This window comes from Cupriavidus sp. P-10 (assembly GCF_003402535.2).
GTDB lineage: Bacteria > Pseudomonadota > Gammaproteobacteria > Burkholderiales > Burkholderiaceae > Cupriavidus.
Genome location: NZ_AP025170.1, coordinates 2325695 through 2338467, shown reverse-complemented (window position 1 = coordinate 2338467; position 12773 = coordinate 2325695). Strand labels below are relative to the sequence as shown.

11 protein-coding genes are annotated in these 12773 nt (G+C 65.6%); 8 read left to right on the top strand and 3 right to left on the bottom strand.

Translation table 11 applies throughout. From position 1 onward, the window contains the following. Positions 1 to 91: 91 nt before the first annotated feature. The 7 genes from pstS to phoR all read left to right on the top strand — a co-directional run bounded on the left by pstS (position 92) and on the right by phoR (position 6966). Positions 92 to 1123, top strand: coding sequence for a phosphate ABC transporter substrate-binding protein PstS (gene pstS, locus CTP10_RS10760; protein WP_116321991.1), 1032 nt, complete (start codon positions 92 to 94; stop codon positions 1121 to 1123). Positions 1124 to 1241: 118 nt separating this feature from the next. After that, positions 1242 to 2210, top strand: a complete 969-nt coding sequence (gene pstC / locus CTP10_RS10755) for a phosphate ABC transporter permease PstC (RefSeq protein ID WP_116321992.1) — start codon at positions 1242 to 1244, stop codon at positions 2208 to 2210. Beyond that, complete coding sequence (pstA, locus tag CTP10_RS10750) at positions 2207 to 3112, top strand: phosphate ABC transporter permease PstA (RefSeq protein WP_116321993.1); 906 nt, start codon at positions 2207 to 2209, stop codon at positions 3110 to 3112. Before pstC ends, pstA begins: the two co-directional genes overlap by 4 nt. Before the next feature lie 66 nt (positions 3113 to 3178). Continuing rightward, positions 3179 to 3967: a phosphate ABC transporter ATP-binding protein PstB gene (gene pstB / locus CTP10_RS10745; RefSeq protein ID WP_116321994.1), complete on the top strand. Its 789-nt coding sequence runs from the start codon at positions 3179 to 3181 to the stop codon at positions 3965 to 3967. A gap of 58 nt (positions 3968 to 4025) precedes the next feature. After that, positions 4026 to 4730 (top strand): phosphate signaling complex protein PhoU, encoded by a 705-nt coding sequence (gene phoU, locus CTP10_RS10740; protein ID WP_116321995.1) that lies wholly within the window; start codon positions 4026 to 4028, stop codon positions 4728 to 4730. A 27-nt stretch (positions 4731 to 4757) separates the two neighbouring features. Further along, positions 4758 to 5465 carry a phosphate regulon transcriptional regulator PhoB gene (gene phoB, locus CTP10_RS10735; RefSeq protein ID WP_116321996.1) on the top strand — a complete coding sequence of 236 codons (708 nt, stop codon included), beginning with the start codon at positions 4758 to 4760 and terminating at the stop codon, positions 5463 to 5465. Between the two features lie 136 nt (positions 5466 to 5601). After that, positions 5602 to 6966, top strand: coding sequence for a phosphate regulon sensor histidine kinase PhoR (gene phoR, locus CTP10_RS10730; RefSeq protein ID WP_116321997.1), 1365 nt, complete (start codon positions 5602 to 5604; stop codon positions 6964 to 6966). A 72-nt stretch (positions 6967 to 7038) separates the two neighbouring features. Here the strand turns inward: phoR and ppk1 are convergent, their stop codons facing one another. Then, the gene (gene ppk1 / locus CTP10_RS10725) at positions 7039 to 9165 is read right to left on the bottom strand and encodes a polyphosphate kinase 1 (protein ID WP_116321998.1); all 2127 of its coding nucleotides are present in this window, start codon (positions 9163 to 9165) and stop codon (positions 7039 to 7041) included. 154 nt (positions 9166 to 9319) lie between these two features. Between ppk1 and ppx the strand changes: the two genes are divergently transcribed. Then, positions 9320 to 10852 (top strand): exopolyphosphatase, encoded by a 1533-nt coding sequence (gene ppx / locus CTP10_RS10720; protein ID WP_116321999.1) that lies wholly within the window; start codon positions 9320 to 9322, stop codon positions 10850 to 10852. A 76-nt stretch (positions 10853 to 10928) separates the two neighbouring features. Here ppx and CTP10_RS10715 read toward each other — a convergent pair whose 3' ends face one another. After that, the gene (locus CTP10_RS10715; RefSeq protein ID WP_116322000.1) at positions 10929 to 11768 is read right to left on the bottom strand and encodes a GNAT family N-acetyltransferase; all 840 of its coding nucleotides are present in this window, start codon (positions 11766 to 11768) and stop codon (positions 10929 to 10931) included. Positions 11769 to 12193: 425 nt separating this feature from the next. After that, positions 12194 to 12670 carry a SixA phosphatase family protein gene (locus CTP10_RS10710; RefSeq protein ID WP_116322001.1) on the bottom strand — a complete coding sequence of 159 codons (477 nt, stop codon included), beginning with the start codon at positions 12668 to 12670 and terminating at the stop codon, positions 12194 to 12196. Between the last annotated feature and the right edge of the window lie 103 nt (positions 12671 to 12773).

Genomic DNA, 12773 nt, shown 5'->3' with positions numbered 1-12773 from the left:
TTCAAAGATGTCATGGAATTGTCATATAGGGAGCTTAGAGTTCGTCTTGTCAAAAATTTGTCATTCCCAACCAATGTTCTCTGGAGGACATATGAAGCTGGTCAAGACTGCCGTGGCAGGCATCGTTTCGATGGTCGTAGCGGGTACTGCGTTCGCGGCGGAAATTACCGGTGCAGGCGCTTCCTTCCCGGCGCCCGTCTATTCCAAGTGGGCCGACGCATATAACAAAGCAACGGGCAACAAGGTCAACTATCAATCCATCGGCTCGTCGGGCGGCATCAAGCAGATCGGCGCCAAGACGGTCGATTTCGGCGCCTCTGACGCGCCGCTGAAGGACGAGGAACTGAGCAAGCAGGGCCTGGTCCAGTTCCCGACCGTGATCGGCGGCGTGGTGCCGGTGATCAATCTGCAAGGCGTGAAGCCGGGCGAGCTGACCATCACCGGCGAGGTGCTGGCCAACATCTACCTGGGCAAGATCAAGAAGTGGGACGACCCCGCGATCAAGGCGCTGAACCCGCAAGCCAAGCTGCCGAGCCAGGACATCCTGCCGGTGCGCCGTGCCGACGGCTCGGGCACCACCTTCATCTTCACCAACTACCTGTCCAAGGTCAGCGCTGACTGGAAGGGCTCGGTCGGCGAGGGCACCACGGTCAACTGGCCGGGCGGCGGCACCGGCGGCAAGGGCAACGAGGGCGTGGCCGCCTTCGTGCAGCGCCTGAATGGTGCCATCGGCTACGTCGAGTACGCCTACGCCAAGCAGAACAAGATGACCCACGTGAACATGAAGAACGCGTCGGGTGCCGTGGTCAAGCCGGGCGACGATGCCTTCAAGGCAGCCGCCGCCGGCGCGGACTGGAGCAAGAGCTACTACCAGATCCTGACCAACCAGCCGGGCAAGGATGCATGGCCGATCGCCGGCGCCACCTTCATCCTGGTCCACAAGAACCAGGACAAGCCGGCGCAGGGTGCCGAAGTGCTGAAGTTCTTCGACTGGGCCTACAAGAATGGCACCGGCATGGCTGCCGACCTGGACTACGTACCGCTGCCGGAAAACGTCGTCAACCAGATCCGCACGACCTGGAAGACCATCGTCAAGGACGCCTCGGGCAAGGCGCTGTACTGATCTGACGGCATCGCCGGCCCCGTGCGAGCGCGGGGCCGGTGTCCGGGCGGCCTGACTCTCGCCCGGACACCGCGCTCCCGCCCAGGCGGGAGCGGCGATCCAACCTGAATTCTCCGACATGGCGACCATCCCCTCCGACACCCGCGGCGTGCAGCCTCCAAGCCGGCTCGGCGACATCCTGTTCGGCGGCCTCACGCGCGGCGCCGCCATCGTGACGCTGCTGCTGCTGGGCGGCATCATCGTCTCGCTGGCGATCAGCGCCTGGCCCTCGATCCAGACCTTTGGCGCGCGCTTCCTGTGGACCGCGGAGTGGGATCCACCCGCCGATGTCTACGGCGCGCTGGTGCCCATCTACGGCACCATCGTGACCTCGCTGATCGCGCTGATCATCGCGGTGCCGGTGAGCTTCGGCATCGCACTGTTCCTGACCGAGCTGTCACCCGCCTGGCTGCGCCGCCCGCTCGGCACCGCCATCGAACTGCTGGCCGCGGTGCCGTCGATCGTGTATGGCATGTGGGGCCTGCTCGTGTTCGCGCCGATCTTCGGCGAATATTTCCAGAAGCCGCTGGCCGCCACGGTGGGCCAGCTGCCGGTGATCGGCAAGCTGTTCCAGGGCGCGCCGCTGGGCATCGGCCTGCTGTGCGCGGGCGTGATCCTGGCGATCATGATCATCCCGTACATCGCCTCGGTGATGCGCGACGTGTTCGAAGTCACCCCGGTGCTGCTCAAGGAATCCGCCTACGGCGTGGGCTGCACCACCTGGGAAGTGATGTGGAACGTGGTGCTGCCCTACACCCGCGCCGGCGTCATCGGCGGCGTGATGCTGGGCCTGGGCCGTGCGCTGGGCGAGACCATGGCCGTCACCTTCGTGATCGGCAATACCAACCTGCTGGACAGCGCGTCGCTGTTCTCGCCGGGCAACAGCATCACCTCGGCGCTGGCCAACGAGTTCGCCGAAGCCGGCGCCGGCCTGCACACCGCTGCGCTGATGGAGCTGGGCCTGATCCTGTTCTTCATCACCTTCGTGGTGCTGGCGCTGTCCAAGCTGTTGCTGCTGCGACTGGCAAAGAATGAGGGAACCAAATGAGCCACGCGAGCCAAGCCGTGTCGTCTGTATCGATCCCCGCCGTCCGTCCCGACGCCGACGCCGTGCGCGCCCGGCTGCAGGCGCGCCGGCGTCGCACCAACCTCTATGCACTGACCGCCTCGCTGGTCGCCATGGCCTTCGGCCTGTTCTGGCTGGCGTGGATCCTGTGGACCACCGTCACGCTGGGCGTCGGCGGCCTGTCGCTGGACCTGTTCACGCAGATGACCCCGGCGCCCAACACCGCTGGCGGCGGCCTCGCCAATGCCATCTTCGGCAGCTTCGTGATGGTGGGCATGGCCACGCTGTTCGGCACGCCGCTGGGCATCCTGGCCGGCATCTACCTGGCTGAATACGGCAAGAGCTCGCCGCTGGCCAGCTTCATCCGCTTCATCAACGACATCCTGCTGTCGGCGCCGTCGATCGTGATCGGCCTCTTTGTCTACGCGCTGGTGGTGACCCGCATGGGCCACTTCTCGGGCTGGGCCGGCATCTGCGCGCTGGCGCTGCTGCAGATCCCGATCGTGGTGCGCACCACCGAAAACATGCTGAACCTGGTGCCCAACGCGCTGCGTGAAGCGGCCTTCGCCCTGGGCACGCCCAAGTGGAAGATGGTGCTGTCGATTACGGTGAAGTCATCGTACGCCGGCATTGTGACGGGCGTATTGCTGGCGGTCGCGCGTATCGCCGGTGAAACCGCGCCGCTGCTGTTCACCGCGCTGTCCAACCAGTTCTGGACCTCCGACCTGAACAAGCCGATGGCCAACCTGCCGGTGACCATCTTCCGCTTCGCCATGAGCCCATTCACCGAATGGCAGCAACTGGCCTGGGCGGGCGTGTTCCTGATTACGATCGGCGTGCTGGCCCTGAATATCCTGGCGCGCATCCTGTTCAAGAAGAGATAAGCGGCGGGACGACAATCCCACGTTCCGCCCTGAAGACTGCAAGCTGACTGCAAGCGAGAGAACGCAATGACCTCCACCGTCATCGACATTCCTGATTCGGTACGCGCCAAGATCGACGTGCGCAACCTGAACTTCTACTACAGCCAGTTCCATGCGCTGAAGAACATCAACATGTCGATCCCCGACCGCAAGGTCACCGCCTTTATCGGCCCGTCGGGCTGCGGCAAGTCGACGCTGCTGCGTACGTTCAACAAGATGTACGCGCTCTACCCCGAGCAGCGGGCCGAGGGCGAGATCAACATGGACGGCGAAAACCTGCTGACCGCCAAGCAGGACATCGCGCTGCTGCGCGCCAAGGTCGGCATGGTGTTCCAGAAGCCGACGCCGTTCCCGATGTCCATCTACGACAACATCGCCTTCGGCGTGCGCCTGTTCGAGAAGCTGTCGCGCTCGGAAATGGACGACCGCGTGGAATGGGCGCTGACCAAGGCGGCGCTGTGGAACGAGGCCAAGGACAAGCTGCACCAGTCGGGCTACGGCCTGTCCGGCGGCCAGCAGCAGCGCCTGTGCATCGCGCGCGGCATCGCCATCCGCCCGGAAGTGCTGCTGCTCGACGAGCCGTGCTCGGCGCTGGACCCGATTTCCACCGGCCGCATCGAAGAGCTGATCGCCGAGCTGAAGGACGAGTACACCGTGGTGATCGTGACCCACAACATGCAGCAGGCCGCGCGCTGCTCGGACTACACCGCCTACATGTACCTGGGCGAGCTGATCGAGTTTGGCGAGACCGAGAAGATCTTCATCAAGCCGCACCGCAAGGAAACGGAAGACTACATCACCGGCCGTTTCGGTTGATGCCAGGACTGAAAAGCAGGGCAGGGACTAGCATACCCATAGCAGCCAGGAGAAACCCATGACTGACAAGCACCTGTCGACCCAGTTCGACGCCGACCTCAATGCGATCAATACCAAGCTGCTGCAGATGGGCGGGCTGGTCGAGTCGCAGATCGAAGTTGCCATGCGCGCGCTTGCCGACTTCGACGCCGACCTGGCCGACCAGGTCATCACGCGCGAGCAGCAGCTCAACGCGCTGGAAGTCGAGATCGATGCCGATTGCGGCAACATCATCGCCCGGCGCCAGCCGACCGCGCGCGACCTGCGCCTGGTGATGGCCATTTCCAAGACCATCACCAACCTGGAACGCGCCGGCGACGAGGCCGAGAAGATCGCCAAGCGCACCAAGCACATCATGGAAGACGCGTCGGCGCACAGCATCAACTATGCCGAGGTGAAGCTGTCGGGCGAGATGGCGATCTCGCTGCTGCGCCAGGCGCTGGATGCCTTTGCCCGCCTGGACACCGTGGCGGCGGCGCGTATCGTCAAGGACGACAAGGCCATCGACGAGGAATTCCGCGGTTTCGTGCGCAAGCTGATCACTTACATGATGGAAGATCCGCGTACCATCTCGGTCGCGCTGGATTTCCTCTTTATCGCCAAGGCGGTGGAGCGTATCGGCGACCACGCCAAGAATATCGCGGAGTTTATTATCTACATCGTCAAGGGGACGGATGTCCGCCATGTCTCGCGCGAGGACATGGAGCGCGAGGCGCTGAGTTGAACGGGCTGATTGCGGAGAACGATACACATGCCGAGTAGTATTCTCGTTGTCGAAGACGAACCGGCGATCGCCGAACTGATCGCCGTCAACCTGCAGCACGCGGGGCACTATCCGATCCGGGCCTATAACGCCGAGCAGGCGCTGTCGCTGATGAGCGACGTGCTGCCCGACTTGGTGCTGCTGGACTGGATGCTCCCGGGCAAGTCGGGCGCGACCTTCGCCAAGGAGCTGCGGGCCAACGACCGCACCCGCCAGATCCCGATCATCATGCTGACCGCCCGCGGCGAGGAGCAGGACAAGGTGATGGGCCTGGAGGCCGGCGCCGACGACTACGTCACCAAGCCGTTTTCGCCCAAGGAATTGCTGGCCCGCATCAAGGCCGTGCTGCGCCGCCGTGCGCCACAGCTGACCGACGACGTGGTGGCCATCAACGGCCTGCGGCTGGATCCGGCCACGCACCGCGTTACCGGCCAGGACGACAGCGGCCCGATCAAGCTCGACTTGGGGCCGACCGAGTTCCGCCTGCTGCACTTCCTGATGACGCATCCGGAGCGCGTGCACAGCCGTTCGCAACTGCTCGACCAGGTCTGGGGCGACCACGTCTTTGTTGAAGAGCGCACCGTCGACGTGCATATCAAGCGTTTGCGCGCAGCGCTCACCCCCGGTGGCTACAGCAACATGATCGAAACCGTGCGCGGCAGCGGCTACCGCCTCGCGCGCTCTCCCGGCGCCTGAACGGCCGGCGGCGCGGGGCGGCGCCATTCCACCCCGCGCTACAACCCACGCTGCTGGCAGGGCGCGGCGAATCCGTGGCACACTCCGTCGCAACCCGTGCGGCCACGCAATGGCCGCTAGAGCCTGAACCCTGCGCATGAATGTCATCTGGGCCCGCTCCGTGGCCATCCTGATCAGCCTGCTGGTGGTGTCCGCCGGCGTCTACCTGGCCTTTGGCCCGGTCGCCGCGCTGGCACTCTCGTGCGTCGTGCTGCTCGGGCTGCTTTGCTTCTACCTCTACCAGATCAACCGCCTGTGGAAAGTGCTGGACGCGCCGGTCTACGGCGAGATCCCGAGCGCCGTGGGCCTGTGGGGCGAGGTGTATTACCGGCTGCACCGGCTGGTCAAGCGCTGGCGCACGCAGGTACTGCAGGTTGAGCAGCAGCACACCCGCTTTATCCAGGCGATCCAGGCCTCGCCCAACGGCGTGCTGATGCTGGACGACGCCGACCAGATCGAATGGTGCAACGACGTGGCCGAGCAGCACTTCGGCCTGAACGCGCGGCGCGACGTGCGCCAGCGCATCACGCACCTGATCCGTCGGCCCGAATTCGTGCACTACCTGACGCGGCAGCGCTTCGACGATCCGCTGCTGATGCGCGACATGGGCGAGCACAAGCACAGCGTGATCGCGGTGCAGATACTGCCCTATGGCGACAACCGCAAGCTGGTGATCACGCAGGACATCACCAAGCTGGAAAACACCGAATCGATGCGCCGCGACTTCGTCGCCAACGTCTCGCATGAGCTCAAGACGCCGCTGACGGTGCTGACCGGTTTCCTGGAAACCGTGCGCGACCTGCCGGTTTCGGAAGAGGATCGCCGCCGCTATATCGACATGATGCTGGTGCAGTCGATGCGCATGCAGAGCATCGTCGAGGACCTGCTGGCGCTGGCCAAGCTGGAGAGCGATGCGCAGCCGCCGGGCAACGACATGGTGGCCGTGCAGGCGATGGTGGCGCACCTGATGCATGATGCCGAGGCGCTGTCGCAAGGCCGGCACAAGATTGCGGCCGAGATCGACCCCACGGTGGGATTCCGCGGCGCCGAGACCGAGCTGTTGTCGGCGCTGGGCAACCTGGTGTCCAACGCAGTGCGCTACACGCCGGAAGGTGGGCGCATTTCGCTGCGACTGGGCTGGGAAGAGGGCCATGCCGTCTTCTCGGTAGCCGATACCGGCCTCGGCATCGGCGCCGAACATATCCCGCGGCTGACCGAGCGCTTCTATCGCGTCGACCGCAGCCGCTCGCGCGATACTGGCGGCACCGGACTGGGCCTGGCCATCGTCAAGCACGTGCTGTCGCGCCACCATGCCGACCTGCGCGTGACCAGCGAGGAAGGGCGCGGCAGCGTGTTCCGCATCATCTTCCCGCTGGAGCGCAGCGTGCGCACCCTGAGCGACGCGTCCGCCGCCGTGCCGGCATCGCCGCAGGCACCGGATTCGTCACGCCGGGCCGCCTGAGCGGTTTGCCTCACCGGTCCGCCAAAGCAACAAGCCCCGCCGCGGCGGGGCTTGTTGCTTTTCGGCAGGGATTCACGGATTGCCGCCGAACATCACCAGCATGTCGTTCTGGCTGACACGCGGATGCTTGGACCGCGTCTGCTTGCGCACGTAGTTGCCGTCCGGCTGCATGATCCACGCGGAAGCATTGTCGCGCAGGTGGACCTGCAGGCTTTCCTTGATCACGCGCGCCTTCAGCGCCTTGTCCAGCACGGGGAAGGCCACCTCGACGCGGCGGAACAGGTTGCGATCCATCCAGTCGGCGCTGGACAGGTACAGCACCTCTTCGCCGCCCGCGCGGAAATAATAGACGCGATGGTGTTCCAGGAACCGCCCGACGACCGAACGCACCGAGATGTTCTCGGACATGCCCGGCACGCCCGGCATCAGCGCGCAGACGCCGCGTACGATCAGGTCGATCTTCACCCCCGCGCGCGAGGCCTTGTAGAGCTCGTCGATGATCGACGCCTCCAGCAGGGCATTCATCTTGGCGATGATCCGGGCCGGCTTGCCGGCGCGCGCGTTGCGGGCTTCGGCGCGGATATGCTCGACCAGGTTGGTCTGCATGGTGAACGGCGACTGCCACAGGTGGTTCAGCCGGATCGTGCCGGCGGTGCCGGTCAGCAGCTGGAACACGTGGTGCACGTCTTCGCAGATCGCCTCATCGGCGGTCAGCAGCCCGAAGTCGGTATAGAGGCGCGCGGTGCGCGGATGGTAGTTGCCCGTGCCCAGATGCGCATAGCGGCGCAGCTTGACCTGCTTGGCCTTGGGGCCGGTCGGCTCGCGCCGCACGATCAGCAGCATCTTGGCGTGGCACTTGTGGCCGACCACGCCGTAGATCACGTGCGCACCGGCCGATTCCAGCCGCTCGGCCCAGTTGATGTTGGTCTCTTCGTCGAAGCGCGCGAGCAGTTCCACCACCACGGTGACTTCCTTGCCGTTGCGCGCGGCGGTCATCAGCGCTTCCATCACCAGCGACTCGTTGCCGGTGCGGTAGACGGTCTGCTTGATCGCGACCACGTTGGGATCCGCGGCCGCCAGCTGCAGCAGGTCGAGCACCGAGCTGAAGCTCTCGTACGGGTGGTGCAGCAGCACGTCCTGCTGGCGCATCACGTCGAACATCGACATGCCGCTGGCGAAGGCCTTCACGGGCGCCGGCACATAAGGCGGGTACTTGAGGGCGGGGCGATCGACCATGTCGGGGATCTGCATCAGCCGCACCAGGTTCACCGGGCCGGAGACACGGTACAGGTCCTGCTCGCTCAGGCCCGACTCCAGCAGCAGCCGGCGCGCCAGCGGCATCGGGGTATCGGAGGACACCTCCAGCCGCACCGTGTCGCCGAAATGGCGCGTCGGCAGTTCGCCCTGCAGCGCTTCGCGCAGGTCGGTGATTTCGTCTTCGGAAACGAACAGGTCGGAGTTGCGCGTGACACGGAACTGGTAGCAGCCGTGCACCGCGATCGCCGGGAACAGCTCGTGCACGAAGCCCTGCATGAACGACGACAGCATCACGAAGCCGAACGGGTAGCCCGACAGCTTCTCCGGCATCTTCACCACGCGCGGCAGCGCGCGCGGCGCCTGCACGATGGCGAGATCGGCCTCGCGGCCGAAGGCATCCTTGCCGGACAGCTCCACCACGAAATTCAGGCTCTTGTTGAGCACGCGCGGGAAGGGGTGGGCGGGGTCCAGCGCGATCGGCGTCAGCACCGGTGCCAGCTCGCGCTGGAAGAACTCGCGCGCCCATTCGCGCTGCGCGTCGGTCCAGGTCGTGGTCAGGTGGAAAAAGACACCTTCTTTTTCAAGAAGTGGAAAAATGGTGTTCTGCAGCATGTCATACTGCGAAGCAACAAGCCGCTGCGTGCGCTCGGTGACAAGCTGGTAAGCCTGCTGGAAGGACAGTCCGTCCGGCGTCAGCCCCGACGCGTTGTCGCGCATCTGTTCCTTCAGGCCCGCCATGCGGATTTCAAAGAACTCGTCCAGGTTGCTGGACACGATGCAGATAAACTTCAGGCGCTCCAGAAGCGGTACCTTGGGGTCCGCGGCTTGCGCCAGCACGCGGGCATTGAATTCCAGAATGCCCAGCTCGCGATTGAGCAGCGTGCTGGACGGTGTCGTCGACATGGTCATGACCTTCTTTTGGTAATGTGGCGACTTTTCCATAGAATCGTGTCACTTTCATGACAGTTTGATTTTGTCATGAGGATGACATGACAAGGACATATTTTTCCGGGGCGCGAGCGCCGGCACCGGGGCACCCGGCAGTGCCCCGGCCGAGCCACGCAACATCCAAGCGAACCAGCCCTCCAGGCACACGATGAACGACACTCCACACCTGCTCGCCGCCGTCGACATGGGCTCGAACAGCTTCCGCCTGATGATCGGGCGGGTGGACGAGACCACCACCGCCAATGGCCCGGCGAGCCAGATCTTCCAGGTCGACGCCCTGCGCGAGCCGGTGCGGCTTGCGGCTGGCCTGACGCCCGACAAATACCTTGACCAGCCCGCGCGCCGCCGCGGCATCGATGCGTTGCGGCGCTTCGGCGACCGCCTGCGCGACTTCGCACCGAACCAGGTGCGCGCGGTCGCCACCAATACGCTGCGCGTGGCCAAGAACGCGTCGGAGTTCCTGATCGAGGCCGAGAACGCGCTCGGCTTCCCGATCGAAGTCATTGCCGGGCGGGAAGAAGCGCGGCTGATCTACCTGGGTGCCTCGCACGATGCGCCGGCCTGCCAGGGCAACCGGCTGGTGGTGGACATCGGCGGCGGCTCGACCGAATTCATCATCGGCAGCGGCTACCAGTCCAAGCTGATGGAGAGCCTGTACATCGGCTGCGTATCGCACAGCCGGCAGTTCTTCCCCAGTGGCAATGTCGACGAATACGCGATGAAGCAGGCCGAGCTGGCCGCGCGGCGTGAGATCCAGGTGCTGGTGCGCCAGTACCGCGCCGCCGGCTGGGAGCAGGCGGTCGGTTCGTCGGGCACGGCGCGCGCACTGGCCGAGCTGATCGAGCTCAACGGCATGAATGACAACCCGGCCGACCATGGCATCACGCGCGAAGGGCTGGAGCGCCTGAAGCGCGCGCTGGTCAAGGCCGAGAACACCAACCGGGTCAAGCTCACCGGCCTGAAGGCGGACCGCATCCCGGTGCTGCCGGGCGGGTTGTCGATCATGCTGGGCGTGTTCGCCGAACTCGACATCGACCGCATGGATGTGACCGACGGCGCGCTGCGCCTGGGCGTGCTCTATGACCTGCTGGGGCGCAGCCACCACGAGGATATGCGCACCGTCACGGTCGATCAGTTCATGCGCCGCTACGGCGTCGACCGCGCCCAGGCAGGGCGCGTGCGTGGCAGCGCGCAGGCCCTGCTGTCACACTTCCCGGATCCCGCCAATGAACGGCGCGAAGACAACCTGGCGCTGCTGGGCTGGGCCGCCAGCCTGCATGAGATCGGCATGTCGATCTCGCACAGCGGCTACCACAAGCATTCGGCGTATATCGCCACGCATGCGGACATGCCCGGCTTCTCCAAGACCGATCAGGCGCGCCTGGCCACGCTGTTGCTGGGGCATGCGGGCAAGCTCGGCAAGCTGTCGGGCAGCGGCAAGTTCGTCGACTGGCGCATGCTGTTCAGCCTGCGCCTGGCCTTCGTGCTGTGCCGGCGCCGTTCGGACGTCGGGTTGCCCGATATCCGCGTCAGCCAGCTGGCCGAGGCGCTCGACGAGGGCTTCGAGGTGCGCCTGCCCAAGATGTGGATCGATGCCAATCCGCTGATCGAATACAGCCTCGCCCAGGAGGCCGACGAATGGCAGCGGATCGGCAAGCGCTACAAGGTCATCTACGACTGACGCGCGGCTGAGCGCGGAGGAAGGGGGCCGCCGCTCAGGCGGCCTGGTTCAGCCGGCCTGGTTAAGCCGGTTTGGTTCAGCCGCCCTGGGTCAGGCCGAGGAAGTGGCGGGCATAGCGCGGGTTCATGTCGTTCACGCGCAGCAGTGTCAGGAAGTCGGCCACGTTGAAGTCCGGATCCCAGGCCGGCTGGCCGCAGATCTTCGCCCCGAGGCGCAGGTAGCCCTTGATCAGCGCGGGCGGCTCGACCTCGAGCTGCTGGTTCAGGTCCTCGACCGGCAGCGGCAGGCGCGGAAAGGCGTGGTATTCGATCGGTGCCAGGTAGCGCTCGCTGAACAGCCGGTGCAGGCTGGCCGCATAGTGGCCGCCGTCGCTCATCGGCACGCTGGCGCAGCCCAGCATCGACTCGATGCCCCAGCGCTGCAGGTACTCGCCCAGCCCGCCCCACAGCGCCATGATGACGCTGCCCGAGCGGTAGTCGCGGTGCACGCAGGAGCGGCCCAGCTCCAGCATCTTGGGGCGCAGGTGGGAAAGGCGCACCAGGTCGAATTCCGATTCCGCGTACAGGCAGCCCAGGCGCTTGGCCTGGTGCGGTGGCAGCACGCGGTAGGTGCCGACCACACGCAGCGTGGCCATGTCGCGCACGATCAGGTGGTCGCAGTAGGCATCGAACATGTCGATGTCCAGCTCGGGCACCGAAGACGTCAGGCGCGCGCCCATCTCTTCGGCGAACACCTTGTAGCGCAGGCGCTGCGCCTCGACTACTTCGTCCTGGTGGCGCGCCCACGCCACGCTGAGAGCAGGCGACTCACTTGCCTTATCCGATTGGCGATGAAGACGGCTCCGCGCCGTCTGGCCACCGAGGCCATTGGGCAAGGAGTCGAAAAGCGGCTGGGTCGGCGTGGGGAGGTCTCGCATCAGTATGTCCTTTTGGTGACGAAACTGTTGCGATGCAATGTAGTGAGGCGCGGTGACAGTGCCGTGACCCGCCGATGACGCTTCCGTGACGTCCGCCGGGTTGCCGGTGCCGGTGGCGATGTTGCACGGCCGGACTGGTTCTGGGGACGGGGCTGCCGGCGCGCCGGCGGGTTGGCGGGGACGATGGGGATCCGACGGGCAATCCATGGGAAATCTCCGTGACACCTGCAGTCGATGCCCATGCCTGGCATGGCTAGGGCGGCGCGGCCAGGGGGCGGCGCCGTAGCGACTCTAGGGAGCGGAGATTCCGGCTGCCATCAGCTATTTCAGATTTTGCAGGCGCAATGATGCCGGCCATGCCACGGCCTGCGGCCGGCTCGCGCGAGCCGGCTGCGCATGGCGAAGTCGGAAATGCCTGGGCTGCGTCAGAGGAATTCGGGGTTGATGACGGCACGCAGCACGGTCTGCGCCTCGCTTTCGCGAGTCCGTCCAGTCAGCCACCAGATGCCTGCCTTGCGCACGCTCCAGTCCATCTCGTTGCCGGCCAGAAGCAGGCTGGCGACGCGGCCGATCCATGGCTGGTGCCCGACCACCACCACGTGCTCGGTGCGTTCGGGCCATTGGACCGCGGCGAGGACCGCGCTGACGTCGGCGCCGGGGGCTAGCGCCTCGACGATCTGCGCGTCACCTGTCAGCGCCGCCGCCGTCTCGCGGGTGCGTACGGCGGGGCTGCACAGCACGCGGGTATCCGCCGGCAGATGCGCGCGCAGCCATCTGGCGGAGGTCTCCGCCTGCTTGCGGCCCCGGCGCGTCAACGGCCGCTGCAGGTCGGCGTGGCGGCTCAGGCTGAGGGCGTCGGGGAGGTCTTCGGCTTCGGCGTGGCGCCAGAGGATCAGGTTCATGTCGGGCGTGGCGGTGGTGATGCTTCGAGTATGGTGAAGCTGCCTGACTGGCGCAAGCGGGCGCGAGCGGACGGCCAGGTGCCGTCAATGACCGTAAACGAAA